This window comes from Lysinibacillus macroides (assembly GCF_001281525.1).
GTDB lineage: Bacteria > Bacillota > Bacilli > Bacillales_A > Planococcaceae > Lysinibacillus > Lysinibacillus macroides.
Map to the genome: position 1 here is coordinate 67755 of NZ_LGCI01000010.1, position 20331 is coordinate 88085.

General features: G+C 36.9%; 20 protein-coding genes. 7 read left to right on the plus strand and 13 right to left on the minus strand.

The window, feature by feature from the left end; translation table 11 throughout:
- Positions 1-202 precede the first annotated feature (202 nt).
- Complete coding sequence (locus ADM90_RS15130; protein WP_053995793.1) at positions 203-814, plus strand: TetR/AcrR family transcriptional regulator; 612 nt, start codon at positions 203-205, stop codon at positions 812-814.
- On the opposite strand, the gene ADM90_RS15135 is transcribed toward ADM90_RS15130, so the two are convergent.
- Positions 815-2962, minus strand: coding sequence for a type IA DNA topoisomerase (locus ADM90_RS15135; protein ID WP_053995794.1), 2148 nt, complete (start codon positions 2960-2962; stop codon positions 815-817).
- A gap of 164 nt (positions 2963-3126) precedes the next feature.
- Between ADM90_RS15135 and ADM90_RS15140 the strand changes: the two genes are divergently transcribed.
- A complete protein-coding gene (locus tag ADM90_RS15140; protein ID WP_053995795.1) occupies positions 3127-3675 on the plus strand; it encodes a dihydrofolate reductase family protein in 549 nt (182 codons plus the stop codon).
- A gap of 52 nt (positions 3676-3727) precedes the next feature.
- Here the strand turns inward: ADM90_RS15140 and nagZ are convergent, their stop codons facing one another.
- A complete protein-coding gene (gene nagZ / locus ADM90_RS15145) occupies positions 3728-5380 on the minus strand; it encodes a beta-N-acetylhexosaminidase (RefSeq protein WP_053995796.1) in 1653 nt (550 codons plus the stop codon).
- A 97-nt stretch (positions 5381-5477) separates the two neighbouring features.
- The gene (locus tag ADM90_RS15150) at positions 5478-6248 is read right to left on the minus strand and encodes a copper amine oxidase N-terminal domain-containing protein (protein ID WP_053995797.1); all 771 of its coding nucleotides are present in this window, start codon (positions 6246-6248) and stop codon (positions 5478-5480) included.
- A 219-nt stretch (positions 6249-6467) separates the two neighbouring features.
- On the opposite strand from ADM90_RS15150, the gene ADM90_RS15155 reads away from it, so the two are divergent.
- Positions 6468-7592: an IS4 family transposase gene (locus ADM90_RS15155; protein WP_053995798.1), complete on the plus strand. Its 1125-nt coding sequence runs from the start codon at positions 6468-6470 to the stop codon at positions 7590-7592.
- 160 nt (positions 7593-7752) lie between these two features.
- On the opposite strand, the gene ADM90_RS15160 is transcribed toward ADM90_RS15155, so the two are convergent.
- Positions 7753-8802, minus strand: a complete 1050-nt coding sequence (locus ADM90_RS15160) for a hypothetical protein (RefSeq protein WP_053995799.1) — start codon at positions 8800-8802, stop codon at positions 7753-7755.
- Positions 8803-8902: 100 nt separating this feature from the next.
- Positions 8903-9772, minus strand: coding sequence for a hypothetical protein (locus ADM90_RS15165; protein ID WP_053995800.1), 870 nt, complete (start codon positions 9770-9772; stop codon positions 8903-8905).
- 290 nt (positions 9773-10062) lie between these two features.
- Here ADM90_RS15165 and ADM90_RS15170 point away from each other — a divergent pair, with 290 nt between their 5' ends.
- Entirely contained in the window at positions 10063-10458 is a 396-nt protein-coding gene (locus tag ADM90_RS15170; protein ID WP_053995801.1) for a hypothetical protein, read from the plus strand.
- Positions 10459-10532: 74 nt separating this feature from the next.
- Here ADM90_RS15170 and ADM90_RS15175 read toward each other — a convergent pair whose 3' ends face one another.
- Both ADM90_RS15175 and ADM90_RS15180 read right to left on the minus strand, forming a co-directional pair.
- Complete coding sequence (locus ADM90_RS15175) at positions 10533-10748, minus strand: hypothetical protein (RefSeq protein ID WP_053995802.1); 216 nt, start codon at positions 10746-10748, stop codon at positions 10533-10535.
- Positions 10749-11066: 318 nt separating this feature from the next.
- Positions 11067-11576, minus strand: a complete 510-nt coding sequence (locus ADM90_RS15180) for a hypothetical protein (protein ID WP_053995803.1) — start codon at positions 11574-11576, stop codon at positions 11067-11069.
- A gap of 82 nt (positions 11577-11658) precedes the next feature.
- On the opposite strand from ADM90_RS15180, the gene ADM90_RS15185 reads away from it, so the two are divergent.
- From ADM90_RS15185 to ADM90_RS15195, 3 genes are all read left to right on the plus strand, one after another.
- Entirely contained in the window at positions 11659-12111 is a 453-nt protein-coding gene (locus ADM90_RS15185; protein ID WP_053995804.1) for an NUDIX domain-containing protein, read from the plus strand.
- Positions 12112-12177: 66 nt separating this feature from the next.
- Entirely contained in the window at positions 12178-12423 is a 246-nt protein-coding gene (locus tag ADM90_RS15190; protein ID WP_053996695.1) for a YkuS family protein, read from the plus strand.
- Positions 12424-12684: 261 nt separating this feature from the next.
- Complete coding sequence (locus tag ADM90_RS15195; RefSeq protein ID WP_053995805.1) at positions 12685-13848, plus strand: Ger(x)C family spore germination protein; 1164 nt, start codon at positions 12685-12687, stop codon at positions 13846-13848.
- Positions 13849-13988: 140 nt separating this feature from the next.
- Here the strand turns inward: ADM90_RS15195 and ADM90_RS15200 are convergent, their stop codons facing one another.
- The 6 genes from ADM90_RS15200 to ADM90_RS15225 all read right to left on the minus strand — a co-directional run bounded on the left by ADM90_RS15200 (position 13989) and on the right by ADM90_RS15225 (position 20315).
- Positions 13989-15539, minus strand: a complete 1551-nt coding sequence (locus ADM90_RS15200; RefSeq protein ID WP_412176993.1) for a sensor histidine kinase — start codon at positions 15537-15539, stop codon at positions 13989-13991.
- Between the two features lie 332 nt (positions 15540-15871).
- Positions 15872-17068 (minus strand): IS256 family transposase, encoded by a 1197-nt coding sequence (locus ADM90_RS15205; protein WP_053993757.1) that lies wholly within the window; start codon positions 17066-17068, stop codon positions 15872-15874.
- A gap of 105 nt (positions 17069-17173) precedes the next feature.
- Positions 17174-17767: a PDZ domain-containing protein gene (locus tag ADM90_RS15210; RefSeq protein ID WP_053995806.1), complete on the minus strand. Its 594-nt coding sequence runs from the start codon at positions 17765-17767 to the stop codon at positions 17174-17176.
- Complete coding sequence (gene comX / locus ADM90_RS15215; protein ID WP_053995807.1) at positions 17758-17916, minus strand: competence pheromone ComX; 159 nt, start codon at positions 17914-17916, stop codon at positions 17758-17760. Before comX ends, ADM90_RS15210 begins: the two co-directional genes overlap by 10 nt.
- Before the next feature lie 886 nt (positions 17917-18802).
- Positions 18803-19738 carry a PD-(D/E)XK nuclease family protein gene (locus ADM90_RS15220; RefSeq protein WP_083448575.1) on the minus strand — a complete coding sequence of 312 codons (936 nt, stop codon included), beginning with the start codon at positions 19736-19738 and terminating at the stop codon, positions 18803-18805.
- Positions 19731-20315, minus strand: coding sequence for a TetR/AcrR family transcriptional regulator (locus tag ADM90_RS15225; RefSeq protein WP_053995808.1), 585 nt, complete (start codon positions 20313-20315; stop codon positions 19731-19733). Before ADM90_RS15225 ends, ADM90_RS15220 begins: the two co-directional genes overlap by 8 nt.
- Between the last annotated feature and the right edge of the window lie 16 nt (positions 20316-20331).

Below are 20331 nucleotides of genomic sequence, written 5' to 3' on the forward strand. Positions count from 1 at the left end.
TAAAAAACTTCCCTTCTATTCTATAAATGAACAATCCGTGAACACATTAACAACTAGTTGTATTATCGACACTGTGTCGTTAATATAATTATAACCGTTTGCGCTCAAAGGGCAAACAACACTCTCACCATTTACGACGCATTGACAACATTTAAGATAAGTATGTTGACAAAACAATACATTTAATACAAGGAGCTTGAAAATGTCGAAAAAACTAGACCCCCGTGTAAGAAGAACACGTCAACTATTAAGAGATGCATTAGTGGAATTAATTGATGAACAAGGCTACGAGAAAATTACGGTGCAAGATATTACACAACGCGCAACCTTAAACCGTGCCACTTTTTATTTACATTATCGTGATAAGCTAGATTTACTGTATCAAAGCTCAGCGGAGATTTTGCAGGAATTAGTAAGCAGTATTCAGCCAGCCGTGCGAGAAAAGAAGGAAGTTGATTTATTGCCCAATTATGACCAGCCACATGAAACATTTATGCATTTATTTGAGCAAATTGCGCTTAATAGCAAGCTTTATAAGGTTTATTTAACAGAGCAAACGATTCCGTATTTTGCGGCTGGCTTAAAGGATATTATTATTGAGTTTGTGGCAAACGGTATTGCTTTAATGGAGCCTAACGATCAGAAGCTAACTGTGCCGCGTGATATGGCTGTGCGCTTTTATGCCGCTGCCTTTCTCGAGGTCATTATTTGGTGGCTTGAGCACGATATGCCCTATACGCCCAAATTTATGGCGACACAGCTTATGCATATTACGATAAAGGGGCCGTATATGGACAACCCCTTTCAGCAATAGCTATTGATTTTTATCTGGAAAATGCATCTGCCAGCTAAAATAGTCGTTATCTGCATTCTTTGTATATTGTAAATAAGCATCAAATTTCTGCCCTTTTTTACTTGTTAAGCCTTTCACCAGTACTGTCCCTTTGGTAAGTAAGGCTTTCACCATTGTTTTCGTTGGCTTTTTCTTTAATGCTGCAAGAAATTTATCGTTTTTCCAAATAACAAATTGACAGCCATTTTTCCAATTGCTACAGCCAAAGCCCTTATGCCCTTCAATGACTTGATGACTGCATAGAGGGCATTTGCCAACTGCCTCAAACTTTTTCTTCGTATGTGTGACCTTATTTAACGTCACATCTTCACTACTTTTAATGGTTTCTACAGCTTGAACTGTAAATTGGCAAATAAACTGTAAAAACTGCTCCTTGGAATACCTTCTTTTTTCAATATCAGCCAATGTTTTTTCTAGCCGTCCTGTAAATTCTAAATCAAATAAATCTTTCACAGGAAAGGTTTCCACTAAATTGCGCCCAAGCTCTGTGCATACTAAGCTTTTATTGTCCATGGTGATATAGCCAACCGTCAGCAGCTTTTTAATCGTTTCGGCGCGTGTAGCAGGTGTGCCAATACTATAGCCGCTTAAAATGGCCGCCATTGTATCAGGGTCATCCACACCCTTTCCACATGTTTCCATTACACGCAGCAATGTTTTTTCGCTATGGCGCTTAGGTGGTGTTGTTACATGCTTGGTAATTTGATGCTCCGTAATATGAACAGGCTCATTAACATGCACAAGTGGCAAAATAATATCCGTTGAGGCAATGGCTTCAACCTTTTTCCAGCCCTCTACTAATTGCACCCTCCCCTTTGTCGCAAAAATTCCCGGTATCTCCTGCACCTTCGTTGTAATACGTGTTTCCTCATATTCTGCAACAGGCATAAACTGCATCATAAAACGGTTTTTAATAGCCTGATAAACAATTGCCTCATCTGTTGCTAATGATTTCGGTAGCACATATGTAGGAATAATAGCACTATGGCTTTCCACTTTTGCATTGTCAAAAATTCGCTTGTTCTTTGTAAACTGAATCTCATGCTCATACGGTAAGCCTGCTTTTAGACGCTCCAGCACGTTAGCGGTTTTCTCCACTAAGCTTTCCTCTAACACGACGCTGGCTGTACGAGGATACGTAATATACTTTTTCTCATAAAGTGTTTGTGCCACTTTAAGCACCTTATCAGATGTCCAGCCCTTATATTTACTTGTAATAAAGCCCTGTAAATTCGATAAATTAAAGAGCATTGGTGGATATTCCTTTTTACGCTCTACCTTTTTATCCACAATCATGGCTTGCTGCTGATCAAGCGCCTGCTCAATACGCTCTAAATCCTCTCTATTTTTAAACCTATCGACCTTATTTTCATAATAAATGCCCTCATAGGCTCGCCCATCCTCGGTGCTAAATTGTGCGGCTAATTTAAAATAGTCCTCAGGGACAAAGCGTTCGATTTCCTGATCGCGATCATAAATGATTTTTAATGTAGGCAAAAGCACACGCCCAATGTTTAACGCTTTACCTGTGCCTTGCTGATATTTTAATGTCGCAACAGATGTTAAGTTAATGCCAATCAGCCAGTCCGCCCATTGACGGCTTACCCCTGCATCCTGCAATGGCTTTAATTCACTATTCGGCTTGATCGTCGCCAGCCCTTTACGCACCTCATCCGCTGTCCATTCATTTAATAGCAAACGGTACACAGGCTTTTGGCGATTTAGCTGATAAATAATACTATCTCCAATAATTTGCCCCTCACGATCAAAATCACAGGCTGAAATAATCATCTGTACATCTGAACGATTAATTAGGCGTTGAATAATTTGTAATTGCTTTCTTGCGCCCGCATCCTCCTTACCACGCTTTTTCGCATCCATTTTCACCTTGTAGCGAAAGTGCTCTGGCATAAATGGAAAGTTCTCCATCTGCCATTTTGTCATTTTGGGATCATAGTCCTTCGCATCATAAAGCTGTAATAGATGGCCAAAAGCCCACGAAATAATATAACCATTGCCCTCAAAGAAGCCGTCCTGCCTCTGTTTAATATATAAGGCATCTGCAATATTTTTCGCAACAGATGGCTTCTCGGCTAAAATAAATTTCATAGCTAAACGCTCCTTACCCGAATGTTTGTTCTTTATTATACTAAGAAATTAGCAATGTTTCAAAGCAACTTTATTCCCTCACTTCATGCGTTTATCACCCAACTTTTCTTGTGTATTTCATTTCATCATGATAGAATCAAGCTTCTCTCGAAAGGAGTGTAACTATGGCAGATAGAAAAATCATATTAGATTTAGCGGTTACATTAGATGGCTTTATTGAAGGTAAAAACGGTGAAGTGGATTGGTGCATTATGGAGCCTGACATGGAATTTACAAGCTTTTTGCACGAGATTGATACTATTTTATATGGTAGAAAAAGCTATGATGCATGGGGACAATATACACCGACAACAAATGATGCAGAAGAACAACAATTCTGGTCGCTCATCCATAGCAAAGACAAGTATGTCATTTCAAAAACACAGCAAGACGGTCATGAGAATGTTATCTTTATTCGAGAAAATATTGCCGAGGAAATGCTCAAGCTCAAGCATCAGCAGGGCAAAAATATTTGGCTTTATGGTGGTTCAAGTCTGATTACAACGTTTATCAGTTTAGGACTGATAGATGAATTTCGCTTATCTGTTCACCCTATTGTGTTAGGTGAAGGCAAGCCATTATTGACAAATCTCACAAAGCGACTTCAGTTAACACTCATCCACACAAAAACATTTTCTTCTGGTGTTGTACAGCTTATCTATTGCCGTCACTAATAAAAAACGAACGATCCCCAAGAGTACTTGCGGAGATCGTTCGTTTTCATGATTATTTCATATAAGTATTCAATACCTTGTCAATCGCTGTGTTGAGCTTGTGGAGATCAACAGTTGCTGCTGGATGATTGTTTAGCTCATATTTTTGTTTAAGCTGAATAATTCTGCGAACACTTTCATCCATACGCTCTTCTGTGAGTTCGCCACTAGAAACAGCTGTTTTCATTGCCTCTACAGCCGCTTGCACATTGGCATACTCATGGGCAATTAACACAATATCATTGCCGGCTTTGATGGCATCCACCGTCGCTTGCCCAATCTCAAAATGATTAGTAATTGCCTTCATGGTTATATCATCTGTCATCACAACACCATCAAAGCCAAGCTGATTGCGTAAAATGCCTGTAATAATGGCATTTGACATGGAGGAAGGATTTTGGGCATCCATCTCTGGCAATAAAATATGTGCCACCATGACCACATCTGCACCATTCTCAATAGCAGCCTTAAATGGAATCAGCTCTAGCTGCTGCAAATCTGCCAAGCTTTTTGTGACCTTTGGCAATTCTAAATGAGAATCCACTGCTGTATCACCATGTCCTGGGAAATGCTTTACCACTGGAATAACCTGCTGAGACGCTAGCCCCTTCATTGTTTGAATACCGAGTTCACTCACAATATCAGGATGACTTGCAAACGCACGATCACCGATAATTGGATTATTGGGATTACTGTTCACATCTAACACAGGAGCAAAATTAAGATTAAAGCTAAATGCTTGTAATTGCTCCCCTAGCAATTGACCAATCTCATAGGAAAATTGCGCTTCATTGACCTCTCCGATTTCTTGATTGGTTGGAAAATTTTTCAGACCATCAGGTAGCCTTGTCACAGCGCCCCCCTCCTGATCTGTGCCAATAAACAGCGGGAAACGATTGGAAGCATTTTCAGCCTTTATGGCATTGATCAGTGCTATTGTTTGCTCAGGTGTTGCAAGATTATTCGCGTAGAAAATAAGCCCTCCCACCTTAACATCATGAATCAAACTTGCTGTTTCCTGCTGAAGTGTTGTACCTGACACACCTGCAAATAGCATTTGACCAACTTTTTCATCTAAGCTCATTTGCTCCACAATATCCTCCTCTAATGCGGTATAGACAGAAATATGATGGACAACAGGATTTGCATTGGCATCTGTTGGCTTTGGCAAAATCCATTTTAGCTGGTATATGTCCGTTACCTGATAAACTAAAATGATTTGATCTGCTGTATCATCCTGATAAAAGCGGACTTCATCAGGCTCACCCATTGTTTGCTGAATTGCTGCTAGATCAATGGCTTGTATATCGGCTTGAAAGGAGCGAATATCAAAGGCACGTGTTCCTTGATAGCCAATTGTGACCTGCTGATCGACATACTCCTCATACTCGCCACCTGCTGCTTGTGCTACTTGCTGAGGCTCTCCCCATTGCTGATAAACGGCTTTTTTCTGTGCCTCGCCCACTACAAATGGCACTGCTGGCACTTTCCCTTCCTTCGCCAAGCTTGCAACCTCCTGAATCAATGCCTGATGATTCGGCGTATCCTCTTCAACGGGAGGCGGCGCTGACTCTTTTGCTGGTTGCATCCTTACACCAATCAATACTAGACAAACTGCAATAAGAAGTACAATGACTAGCAGCAAGGCACGTTTTCTGTTGTGCATAGGCAACCTCCTTTCTTCTCTATAGCAAGAAAGGAGGCTGCCTAGAAAGAGTTATCTCTCCAGACAGCCTCTTATTCTTAGCATACTATAGTATTCCCTAATTGATCGGCTGATCCTCAAAAATGGTTTGATAGTCATCGACCACTAGCTGACCATTTTCCTCGATAAATGTTAAGATTTCCTTTGTTTGATAAAATGCAGGCTCACTTGTTGTCGTTTTATACGTAATCGTTGCAGTCATATCATCGATCGTAAAATCAAACGCAACAACCCATGGGCTTGATACACCAATTACAAATTTGCCTTCTTCCCCATTTACATGGAGTTGCTCCTGCATAAATCGTTCCTTAGCCTTGTCTGACATCATCTGATAGCGCGGCATACCATCCCTTGTTTTTAAGGCATTGGCCCAAATGGCTGTTAAGCTTTCGATATCGTGAAATTCAATGGAGATTCCTCGCTGCTGTTGATCGAACTGCACTGTTCCACCAAATGATTCGGCAATAAAGCGCAAATTCACATACATACGACCATTGATAATTTGTGGTGCTTGTTGAAGCTGTACCTCTTTGCCATTTAGCAACACTGCTTTTTTACCAGCAGTAAGCGACAGTGTTGTATGATCATTTGTTGCCACAACGGTTTTTGTGTCATTATTAAAGGTTGCTTTCATATTTAGTACGGCAAAAAACTCTTTAAATGGGACAAGTGTATGCCCGCTTGGCGTAATTATTCCTTGTAATGTCTGCTGTGTGCCATTAATAACAATTGTTGGATGGTCAACTGGAGTCGCCTCAACAGCCTGTCCATTCGTCCATAGTAAACTACTACATAATAGCCCACTTAATAAAAATGCTGAACGTTTCATCTAGCTATCACTCCCTCTATAAATATTGATATATCAATGGCTTGCACCATTATAAGTGTTAAAAAATTTTTAACACCTATATCACTAGTGTCGCATTAAAATAATCTCGGTATGGCAATAAGAACTGAATATTCAGCAAATAAACTTATTCATAACAAAATCCTTTATAATGGTTTGGTGGTAGGTACCTATCCAAATCCAAAATAAAGGATCAATCGCATGGATAAGTTTACACGAAACACATCATTTGAACAATGGCTTTCACCTATTTCCAATAATTTATTTGAGGAACAAGTGAAAGTCTATCAGCTAAATACCTATACGAAGAAGCTATATATGGCCTCATTTTTGAAATTATTACTCTATGCACAACTCCAAGAAACGGAGAGTATGCGTGCATTAAGTGATTGTGTGTTTTCAGAAGAATTACAGAACGCAATCCAACTTGAAACCATAAGTTTCTCTCAACTAGGTAGGCGATTAAGTCAAGTTCCAACTGAGTTCTTTCAAACCATTTTTCTTGATTTAGTCACACAAATTCACACAAAAACTGATTTTCAAACAAGAAGAAAAACGACAACTCCCCTAAAAATCATTGATTCAAGTACATTACCATTGAATTTGAACAATCATAAGTGGGCAAAATTTCGCAAAACGAAATCTGGTCTAAAGCTTCATCTACGCCTTGTATTGATGGAAAAAGGATGTTCTTATCCAGACCAGTCGGTACTTACGAATGCCCACAAACATGACCGCAGCCAACTTGAAGTGCTTGTCGATGACAAAGAATGCATGTATGTGTTTGACCGTGGCTATTTGGATTATGAGCGATTTGATTGCATGACAGATGAAGGTTATTGCTTTGTTTCTCGCTTGCGTAAAAATGCGGTTGTGCGTAAGCTCGAAACATTTTCATTGCCAGAAAATTCTTCGGTGTTATCAGATGAAATGATCGTGATTGGAACCACACAAAATCGGGCTGAGAATGGATTCCGTTTGATCAAAGTGCTTGATACGAAAGGAAATGAGCTACACCTCCTAACCAATCGCTTTGATTTACGTGCAGAGGAAATCGCTGAACTTTACAAATCACGCTGGGCCATTGAACTGTTTTTTAAATGGATGAAACAACATTTAAACATCAAAAAATTCTATGGTCAAAGTGAGCAAGCTGTTCATAACCAAGTATACATCGCAATGATCACGTACTGTTTGAATGTACTAGCTCAGTTAAACACAAAAAGCACACGGACGTATTTACAAATCAGTCGGTTTTTAAAAGCAGCTTTATGGAAACCGGCACACATTTGGTTGCGTAAAATTGGAGGAAATACCGTCCCATAAGGTTTCCAACGTATCTGTTGCTTTAGTCAAAGGTTATAGTAAAAAAATGGATGTTACCTACCTCTAGTTAATCGTCTTTCTTTTTACTCTAAATTGAACAAGCTTAAAAACAGAAAATTCAATCAGCGTTTATGCGACGCTAGTGTACATATTTATACTTTTATTTTACTACTTGTATGTTATTCAAAAAACCAGTTTTTGGAGCATATATTTCTGTGAACTTTTTAGATTTAATATTATATAGATACATCCCTCTTTTATTATTGACCATTGTTATAGCATAGATATTCTCCTCATCTAAAGAATAATTGGCATCTCCAACCTGTAAACGGCTAGAATTCCATTTATTTTTCTTAAGAGAATTATCTAAAAGATTATATTGTATAAGATTTGATGGAGTTTCCGCATCATTATATTGTTTATCACTCAATGCAATTACATAGTTCTCTTTAGTCATTAGTGTCCGAATCCACTCATGTTCACTAAATAATTTACGTGTGTTTTCAAATGAAAAATCTGTTTCATACACAGTATGTAACGGCATTTTAAAATTGTTTTGCCCTGGAGGACCATCTTGATGTAGAACATTATATCTTCTTTCAGAATCAGAGTAAGCAGAGATATAGATACGTTCATTTTTCCTATCAACTGTTATAACTTCAATATTAATATCCTCAATAGTATCTTCATTACCCCAATACAAAATCTCTCCTGTATTTATATCTAGCAAACCTAATTTTAGTACATTTGAACCTAAAGGTCTTGCTACAAAAAATAATGAGTCATCTAAAGCATACATATTATTCACAGCAAACAAACTATCTGTAAGTTGAATTTCCTCATTATTATTTAAATCAGTTAAAAATATTTGATCACCTGATAAATCATTTTCAATATCTATATTTTTAGTATAATAAACTCGCTTATTTTTTTTATCATAAAATCCTAATGGATACTGTGATGTGTATTCTGATTCAAAAACTTTATTTAATTTTTCAGCAGAACTATCGTAATATAAAATCTCATTCACAATGGGGCTATTTACCTCTCCTGTAACATTCTTTGAAAATGTTAAAGTAACATACTCATCTTCACCTCTGTTATTGTCGGAATCCTGACTACAAGCAGTAGATAAAATTACAGTATTCAACACAATTAATATAAAAAAAATACTTTTAGTTTTATTAATAGATATCTTAAAAAATTTCAATAGAAGATATACCTCCACAAATACTAATAATATCACAAAATGGGCTGTTTAAAGTTAAAGCTTTTATATCACAACCCATTTTGTTCAATTTAAGACTTATTTAGTATTGATAATAATATCTTCCTGGGAAAGATAATGTATCACTATAAGTATAACCAAACATAGAATTATTCCATCCCCAAAAATAAACATCAAGGACAGCGCTAGGCATTGTTCCAATATCATTTTTAAAAACTGTTTTTACAACATTTGTATTTAAAGCTCTAGCACTGATAGCAGTATTATGCTTCGGATTATCTACCTGTCTTTTAGTAGCTACGTCTCCTGCTGTAAGAGTTTTACCACTTGAGCCTACACTACCTGAGCCACCTACACCAGCACGGTATACTGTAAAACGACCTTCTCCAGTAACTGCGCCTGGAGTAATTGTTATAACTTGATTAGTACCATAGTTATATACACCAGGTGCTAGTCTACCAGGGTAAGGCACAGTGGTAGTAGGAATCCCTGCTAACGGACTAATTTTTTCTTCCTTTTGGTTTGCATCAACTTCTAATTCATTATAATAACGGTTAATGAGACCATCAGTACCATAAATTACAACTAGTCCTGGTTCAGGGTTAGGAAGATCATATCCTAAATCAACAGTAGGTAGTCCTAGTCTTTTTGCTTCTTCCGATACAGAAGCAAAAAATTCATCTTCAGCAGCTCTACCTTCTATATCAACTTCTTCATCTGAATTCGCTGAAAATTGATTTAAATTTTGAACATCTACATCATTATGTTCAATTAAAGGATTAATATATTGATCATATTTCAATATAGTTCCAGGGTCCATTTTAACAGGTATTTTATTTTTTAAATCTGAAATTTTATTATTTTGTATATCGGCTGCACCAACTGTAGTTGGGAATAACAATCCAACTGTTAGTACACTTAGCGTTAATATTTTACTATATTTCTTTTTCATTTCAATCTCTTTACCTCCATAATTATATTTGAATCGATTCTACTCAAATTTACCATAAAATATATATATTTGTAAATATGATAAAATAACATTTATTTTAAATTAATTAACTAATTATGTAAAATTACCCAATTAATCTATAAACAGATTTCTATTTAATGTTAACGGATTTCTAATATGGATTCAAATGCATATATTAAATAGAAATGCTTTTTTCTTAAAACATTATCGTAAGCTAGCAACATTAGACAGAATGGTGTTAAAATATGCTTATAAAGGGGGATGCTGCAATGAGAAAATTAAGTAAAAGGAATATATTATGGATTATACCTATTGCAATTTTAGGGATATTTTGGTACTTCTATGGTCCACAAAAAGATATAACAGACAATGAATACATTACATATGTAAAAAATTATTCTTATGAAGAGAACACAAAAACATTAGAGGATGCCTTTGCCTCTGCCTGTGAAAATCCATATTGGGTCTATTTTGAAACACAAAAGGGACAGGACGTTGTTGAATTCGAGGGAGATTGCACTATTAACAAAAAAGTCGCAAAGGTCAATGTCCAATTTCTTGTAGATAGTGAGATGAGCAACGTGCAATCTGGAGCGATGCTAGTAGATAGTAAAATGCAGGAAGAAACAGATCGCGATCAATTTCTACTGGCACTTGTTCAATAGATAGATAGAAAAGAAGCTCCTAAACGTGAGCTTCTTTTTTAATGGAAAATGTATGTGCATATGTTGAGCGACTATTAACAATTTTCCATAGAACGAGAGGATCGTAAAATCGTTCGTTCAATCAGTCGAATTTCATTATTTAGCTTAGCAATCGCCGCTTCAATTTGTCGATAGCGCTCCAGTTGATTGATTTTCTCAGTCGGTATGGAATCTTTTAATGCGGCCTGCCCTGCATATAAACTTGCTAATAAATCTAGCTTTTGAAAATAAGCTGTGCTATATTGCTCCATGTCACCCAGCCCCTCACCTATAGCTTTTTAATAATGGAATGAATTAATGCTCATATTAGCACTATAACCGAAAATAGTTACGACAAAACTCCATCTAATTTATTATTTATTCACCAAATTAAGGTAAGTAATCATCCTTACAAATTACCTATACTCTTGAATATATCAATTTTTCATTAAATATCTATGAAATATAGCCTTATACTTAGAGATTTTAACAAATATAGTCAGGAAGCACCCTCTATTTTCAGTTATCGTTCTCTATTAAAAAAGAATAGGACAAACCGTGCTCGTCGTTTGTCCTGCTATTGCCTTGTGCTATGCTTGAAAATAATAATCCACTACGTCCTGCGCTGACTGAAACACTTTATTACCTTGTGTTTTATAAATAAATGTTGGATTTGTGCAAGCTTTTTGTAGGCTTTTCGCTTGCTTTAGTGTATCGGTCATTTGCTCAATAATATCTGTATATCCATCTAGTTGATTGGATATTCTTGGCATCATAATAGGTGACATATCTAATACAATGCCTACTTGATCCTTTGCATAGCTATTTAAGTTAATGTAAAACCATTCCTCTAAATTTTTTGAATGCTTATCCACATTAATCGTTGCCTCTTGATAATTGGCAATTAAGCCCGTGGATGTCTTGGTCACCGTAAAGCCCTGCTTTGATAGCTTATCTTCTATTAGCTTCAGCAAGCGGTCAACCTCTGCCTGTAATTTTGGTGTAACCGTCGATTCAATGATATGCGTACACTGTTGATAAATTTTATCTATTTCTGCTTGCTTGTCAACAAGTATTTTAAAATTGGCGATGGAATACATACCTCATCCTCCCTTTTTACTAAGCTAGACATTCCATACACATTTTAGTCATACCATTACAAATAAGTGAGGCGATTGATAAATGATTAGAAATTCTGTAAAAGCTATACTGATCGTGGACGATCATCTATTATTAACAAAAAATCAAGATGCAGAAGGCTATTTTTATCTTTGTCCCGGAGGTGGACAGGAGCATGGAGAAACATTTCATGCCACACTCCAACGAGAATGCCTTGAAGAAATTGGTGCTTCCGTTGCCATCGGTGAGTTGCTTTTTATTCGAGAATATATTGGCAAAAACCATGAACATACCGCATTTGACGCAAATGTTCATCAAGTAGAATATTATTTTTTATGTCAATTAAATGACATGACACATCAGCCCATCCAGCCTGATTGCCATCAAGTCGGTATAGAATGGATATCTTTGGACCAGCTGGCTAGCTACCGACTATATCCAAAAGCTCTTATTCCCCAACTACAACAATATAGACAGGGACAAAAAACAGCGATTTATTTAGGTGATGTAAACTAAGCCGCTTTATTCTATGCATAAGAAGCAATAGGAAATGGCACATTAGTTATAGGAGGTGGATAAATGATGTCTAAAATTATTGGTATTGAACAATCCTTATCCAATATTGAGAATGCTTTAAAGGCAAAGGGCTTTGAGGTGATTCAACTACGCAATGAAGAGGATGCTAAAAAATGTGATGCTTGCATTATTACAGGACAGGATCGCGATATCATGGGAATGAGTAATCCTGTAATAGATGGACCTGTGATTGATGCTGATGGACTTTCAGCAAATGACGTTGTTCAACGAGTTGAAAAGTATTTCCATTAAATAGATGTATCTGCATCACCCATCTTTAGCATGTTAGAAATCCGCTTTAGCTTTCGCAAGCATCGGTCATGCATGACGCCTTGTGCTATGACCTTTGCTACAGAAGTTAACGCGGATTTTCATGCTTATATTAAAAAAATAACACAATAAGCTTTCCTGGCTCACCCTATATTTTCTTTAAGTCATCGCTATTTTACTTATAATACATATATTTTTAGTCCACACTAGGGTACATGAACTTCAAAAAAAGTAGGGAGACATATGCACAAAAAAAATATAGTGATTGTTACTTTTATGCTAGCTACTACATTATTGCTAACAGGCTGTTGGGATGTAGCAGAGCCACAGCGAATGTATTATGTACAGGGTGTTGGTGTTGATTATAAGGATGGTGAATATATCACTTATTTACAAGTCATCAACTTTGCCACTGTTGTAAAAACAGACCAGGCGAATCCAGAGGCTGCCCCTACTGAAATTGGTCAAGCAAGAGGGAAAACAATAGAGGAAGCTATCTATAAATTATACCGGTCGATGGATCTGGAAGTATTTTGGGGGCATATGACATTTCTTCTTTTATCAAAGAAAGCCTTGGAAAATGAGCATGCTATTTCAGTAGTTGATACTTTTTTACGCTTTCGAGAAACTCGGTATCAAATTTGGGTCTATTGTACACAAGACCCAATCGAAGACATATTATTAGTGCCGCCATTATTAAAACGCTCACCAACCAGTGCAAAGCTAAGTAACCCTGAAAATATTACAAAACAAGATTCATTTGTCGATCCTGTTAATTTAAGACAGCTTGTCATTGGTTTAAACGAGCCGAGCTACGAGGTGAGTATTCCCTATATCACGCTCAATAAAAGCTGGAAAACAGCGGAAGAACAAACAACAGAAACTAGTTTTGCAGGTGTCGGTATTTTAACGAAAGACAGTTTCAAAGGCTTTATCGAAGGAAAAAGTGCCCGTGGTATTGAATGGATGAGCGATGAAACACAGCAAGGAGAAATCACAGTCCTACTAGATGATAGCGAACAGGATTATTTAACGGTTGATATAAAAAAATTAAGTGTGAAGGTAAAGCCCATTGTTCGCAACAAGCAAGCAACATTTGAGGTATTCTTGAAATTCAATGTGATTTTAAATGGCTTTAAAGGCAGGCTCACATCTGATGAGGTACGAGAAAAAGTGGCAGCAGAAATCAAAAAAGAAATAGTAAATACCTTTGAAGAAGGTCTAAAAATGGACGTGGATGTATTTCGTTTATCTGAATATCTATACCGCTCCGATGTCAAGGCATGGAAAAGGCTAGAAGAGGATGGCAAAATTCCACTAACAAAAGAGTCTATTAGCAAAATTGATATTCACATTAATAAAATAAGCCCTGGCCGAAAATCGTTTGCAGAAACCGTTGAAGAATAAAACTAGCGAAAGACCACCCATTCTTGGGGTGGTCTTTCGTTATGGCTAGCCCTAAAAAATGTACAATGTCTGGCGATTTTGATTGAAGGTGATATAAAATAAAGACCTTCTCACCTATATGCATAGAGACGATGATGGGATTAAGATGTATAAGCTTGCGGGTGATAACCTTCACTTACGCGAATGTGAATTGTCATCCCTTCTCCAACTTTTGTATCTAATGTGAATTTCCCATTAAACGCCTGAACACGCTCCTGCATACCACGAATACCCATCGAGTCAGCACGTAGAAGATCATCCATATTACAGCCTATGCCATCATCTGTATAGAGAATTTCAAAGCCTTCGTCTGTGCTAAGCAAATGCACTTCAACGGTATCGGCACAGGCATGTTTGAGGGCATTGTTTAATAGCTCTTGGAACAGGCGATAAATCATTAAATTTAAACGCTCATCCTCTAAATATAGACGATCCATCGTATAAATTAACAGAAAATCAGCACGCTTATTAATTTTTTGAACAAGCTTTTCAAGTGCTGCATTTAATCCCAATGTATCCAATAATGGCGGCTTTAAACTCTCACAATACCCTCTTAAATCATTTAAGGAAATTACCATCTGTTCATGCACCTTCACAAGCTGGGACGTGATTGCTTTTGTGTCCTTCGCATGGATCAGCGCATCGACTTCCCTGGCGATATGAAGTTGTTCTTGTAAAATCGTATCATGCAGTTCTTGTGCCAATTGATATTTCTCTTCCTCAAAACGTAGCCATAGTAATTTATTGAGCCAGGATAACTCCTGATTACCAGCTGTTTTCATATGCTTGAGCTGCTGTAAAAGATCCTCTACCATTTTTGTATTTTCAATAAAATTATTGACGTACAATAGCAATAATTCCAACCAGAGCAATTCCTCATCTTTCAGGTAAATCGATTGACGATGATCAATGACAAGAATTCGTTTAGAATGGGCATCTTGGTGAATAAAGGCTAAGTAAAAATAGTCTGTTTTTTGGATGTCGCCTAAGTTTAATCGTTCCAACAGGGCTTCATCAATGTACTGCATATATGTTTGGGATTGATCGGTTAAGGTAACGCGGTGGGTGTGAAAATCGTAGGTCAGAATAGAAACATTTTCAACCTCAAGCTGTAGCACCACTTCCTGCACAAATCGCGCCAACAAATCTTCAATTTTGACCACTCTACCAATACTATCAATAGTGGTATACAGATGATGAATATAATCACCTTTGGTAGAGAAAAGAATCTTGCGCTTCCCATAATCAATGCGTTCCTTTATGTAAAACAGCGCCATTAATGAAAGAAACGAAAAAAAGAAAATCTCTGTTAGGCGAGCCATTGGTAAATCCGTTAAAAAGTAGAGTCCTAGTAATAGCCAAAGGGCAAAGACAAAGGAAAAATTAAAATAATAGCGCAGCCTCGAAATATAATATTCCATATCAAAGATACGCTCAGTAAGCTGTGTGAAAATAAAGCTAAATGGTATAAGCATTAAGAATAATGAACATATATCGGCTGATAGTAATTGCTTATTAAATAAAATTTGTGGTAAAGCATAAAGAAATAAAAAGGGTAAAAATGGAATAATAATACTACTTATTAATATTTTTAATTGCGGAGTTTTATATTTGAAATATCCTACTATTATTATTCCTAAAATGACTAACAATAAAAAGAAAAATAGTCCTAAAATAATGTATGAACTTTGAAAATGAATAGAAGGATTTAAAATGCCAAAAATACTAAGTAATACACCTATTATAGGAAAAATGTAGAATATATTAACTCTTCTAATAAATAACCATTTTAAATTCATATTTAAACTTATAAATTCAAAATATATCGGTACTGTCAATATTTTTGTGTAAATGACGATTCACCCGTTCAAGGGAACTCATCACCTGTGTATTCAATTGTACTTGTTCGAAGTGTTGATTTGAGTGTGTAGGAAAGGGCTAGCCCTTTCCTACACACTCAAATTTCGCGCTGGCGCGTCCCGGTCTAGTTTGCCGGTTCGTGCAGCTGCTCAAACATTTCTTCTAGCTTTGCACGGGCCTGATTGAAGCCGATGTGGCAGCGTGTGGCGAAACGTTGATTATAGTCTTCGAACTGCGTCACTAAAAAGCGCTCCAACGATTCTTCGTTCGGGAACTGTTCCTTGCGCTTTGTATATTTTTTGATTTGCTTATTGAACGACTCGATTAAATTCGTCGAGTAGATGCTTCGCCAAATCGCCTTGGGAAAGCCGTAAAACGTCAGTAAATACGGGTTTTCGAGTAAGCCTTGTGCGACTTTTTTATACGATTTGCCCCATTTTTCGCAGAACGTCTCGAGCGCTTTTTTCGCTGCTTCAGCGTTCTTTGCCTGGTGAATCGTTTTAAAATCCTCGCACACTTCCTTGCGATCTTCTACTCGGACTTTATGCATGATATTGCGTGCCACATGGACAAGGCACACCTGATATTTTGCCTTTGGAAACACATTAAACACAGCGTCTGCCATGCCTTTTAAGCCGTCTGATACGAATAAAAGTACGTCTTCTACACCACGGTCTTTGAGCTCTTGTAGTAGCTCCTGCCAGTTGTAGGCCGATTCTGTTGGGGCAATCGTATAGCCAAGCACTTCTTTAGAGCCGTCTTCACGAATACCAACTGCAATATAGACGGCCTCTTTTGACACCGTATCACGACGCACGGCAATATACGTCGCGTCTAAATACACGCATACGTAACGATTGTGCAAAGGACGGTTATTAAAGGCTTCTACCGTTTCTGAAACAGCCTTTGTCATATTCGAAATCGTTTGCGGCGTATAGTGATGCCCATACATTTTCTCAATTAATTGCGCAATTTCCGCCATCGTAATGCCTTTTTTGAACAAGTGAATGACCGTTTCTTCCAGCGTATCGTTCGAGCGCTTATATGGTACCACTGTCTGTTGTTTAAACTCACCGTTGCGATCCCGCGGGATTTGAAGCGTTAAATCGCCGTACTCCGTGTGAAGTGTACGCGAATAAGACCCATTGCGAGAATTGCCTGAGTTGAACCCGATACGATCGTATTTTTCGTAATCCAAAAATTCCGTCAGCTCTGTCGCCAGTAGCGAGTTGATCGCCATTTCCAAGTGCGAACGAAAAACCTCGGTAATATCTTGTTTTTTGACTAGTGCATCGACAATTTCTGTTGTAAACTGATTCATAGGGAAGACCTCTTTTCTAGGATTGGTTGTGGTGACTTAATTCTACCAAGAAAGGGTCTTCCTTTTTCTATGGAATTTTCTATTTACACAAAATATTTTATACTCTCAATATATCTTCAAAAAGTGTATTAATATTGCTAAACAAAGTAACATACTACTTCGATTAATTATAATTCCTACAACATTTAATCGACTAGCCGCTCCACTGCTAACATAAGCTAAAGAAATTGTTAGAATGAAAAGAATTAACAGATTTATAAGAATCGTATTTTTTTGTTTATAATATAAATATAAAGTGATAGACAATGTAAGGAGAAAATAACAAAAAGGAACTACTAAAACATAATAAAATTGCTGAGGTATATCGAATAGGCTTACTTTTAAAGTAATAATATCTCCATCAGGTTTTTTGATAGCTAGTTCTCTGGCAGTCCGAATTACAGGTTCGTACTTTAAATCATCGATATAATCTACTTTTACTCCATTTACTTCTAAAATAATGTCACCTGTTTTAATGTGATGTTTCTCAGCCCATCCCTTGTAATATGGCTCAGTTAAAATCCATTGCCCATCTTTTTTTTGTACCTTCATACTTAAAACAGGCTCACTATATGTAACATTTAGTAAATATATGCCTAGTACTAAATATAGACTTATAGCAAGCCAAAACCATTGTTTATTATTTGAATTTAATACCAAATCGTACTTTCTAAGCCTCCATCTTCATTAAACGAATCCACAATCGCTTTTTGCTCTAGTTCTGTCATACCGATTAGAGAAGCTTTTTTTTCTTTTAACAATGTCACTAATGATGGATTTTGCTCTAAATATTGAATCATGTTAATCATAAAATCTCCCCATTTCCCTAGTTTTTATTTTAGTTATAGTTACATCTATATAGCTACTAAATCTCTATAATGAAGGAATTATTAACCATATTGCAACTATGCCTTTATTATACTATCGCCTTCCAATAATTCAACTGCATTTTCTAAAAAATTCAAAAAAGTCTTAGAAAATGTCCTATTTCTTCTTGTTTATTCGATCGTTATCTATCATCAATTTACAAAAATACCTAAATTGTCTTATTTTCCTTCCATAAACGTTTTAAAGGTATTTGGTAAAATGATAGGCTTATTACCTGCTCACTCGATTTCTATAACAGGAACAATCTTTATCATAATACCAAAACCCTTTTCAATGCTTGTACTTAAAATATCCTACCTTTTACTTTACCTCCATTTCTTGAATACGGGCAATTGCATGCTGTGCTTTTTCTTGTTGTGCCTTGTCATATGTGCTAAAGCAACCTACGATCATCTCATGAAACGGATGTCCACTTACTAATGCATAAACGATATAGACTTTGTTACTTTTTTCATTCTCTTTACACCTCCCTTCAACCTCCTATATAAAAAAGCCACATCCATTCGATGTGACCTGTTAACGTTTATTGATCCACCTACAAGCCCTCTTCGCATAGTACCTCTTACTCCCTCAAGTGCCCTATTTTCTGTCTTACCACAGCCACTATAGGTAGAACGCCATTTGGCCAATTAATCAAGTTAATCGTTGATAGTTCTATTGACTGCTATTCATAAATACTTTTCATTTGATTAAAATCCATAAAATAGTATATTTTCAATAATATATCTATTCAATCCTTTTTTCAAAAAAATTGACCATTAACATAAAAAATAAAGCAAGGGCTTTTCTTCCTAACCCCTGCTTTATTTATGACTGCCTACATAATTCTCTAAAATTACAGCTACGACATTGCCATTGTTCATTTGTTGGCTCAAAGTCCTCCAGGTCTACAGGCTCATTGGCAAAAATATCGGCTTGGTATTTTTTCATTTCCAACACACTGCACTGAAACGTGTGCAAAATATTCGCCATATCAAAATCTGTAAATTGATATTTTTTACGGTTACCTGTTAGCAAATATTCATTATAAGCCTCAATTTGCGCTAGTGATACACGATATTTTTGCTGCACATAGTAAGCATACAGCGCTAATTGCTGGCGGTCATCGTCCGATTCTCCACCTGTTTTCCAGTCGATAATGACCCATTTATCCGTTTGCTCATTATAATAATGGAAATCCATGACAACGAATACTTGAATACCATCCATTTTCATTGAGCGAAACTGCTCAGGCTCGCCAATACGTAAGGAGCCTTTACGTGCGGTAATTTCTTGGAACGTTTCACTTCTTAAAAAATGATTAAACACAAGCTGTAGACGCTCTTTATAGTCTTGAATAACAGCAGGCTGGAGCTTACCATAATAGTAAATTTCCTGCATCATATAATATTTCGTTGGCTTTTGTCGCCATTGCTCTGTATAACGTGTTGAGTCAATAAATGCTGCATTTAGCTGTCCACGCGCATATTGAACTAGCTCCTCTACCGTAGGAACTGTGCCTGTCTGTAAGTAATCATTAATCGCCTGCTCAATAAAACGATGGACAATTTGCCCAAATAAAATCGGCATTGGCTGGAGCTTTTTTAAACGATAGACATGTTGATAAAATGGCTCAACATTGTAGCGAAGCCAGCCATTATGTGAAAAATAGTATTCATAGCCATATTTGCGCGCACAGCCTGTCAATGTTTTATGGCGTGATAGCGACCATGAAAAGGTTGGATATGGTGTTACCTCAAACATCCCCATCACCTCCCACATATGAAAGTTCAACCCCAGTAAAAATAAACGGAATTGCCTTTTTAATAAACACTTCAGGCGATAAATGCATACTATTTTTTCGCCATTCTACTGATGCACCGTATATCCCCCAGCTTAGCATAGTTGTCGTTCTTTTAACGATGTCATCATCTTTTTCTGCGTGCTTTGCAGCTAACAGCTTATTAAAAATAACGTCCAGCTGATCTCTAATGATACGGGCAATCGTATCTTCATAGCCACGATGACAGCGTGACGATAGGGAGCGCTGAAAGTTTGTAATCGCTGTAAAAATACTGACGACTGTTTCTTCATTGAATGTATTTTCAGCCAAAATACGGTGATCTAAATTGATTAAAAACACTTCTGATAGCACTTTTTCTAATAAATCATAAATATCTTCAAAATGTGCATAAAAGGTTGCACGATTCACCATAGCCTCTGTTGTAATATCTTTAACCGTTATATCTTTAAATTCCTTTTTAGTGGAAAGCTCAATAAATGCATCCATAATAGATTTTCTTGTACGCAACACACGAGGATCGATTTTTTCTTGCGTCATCATGCCCCTCCTACTT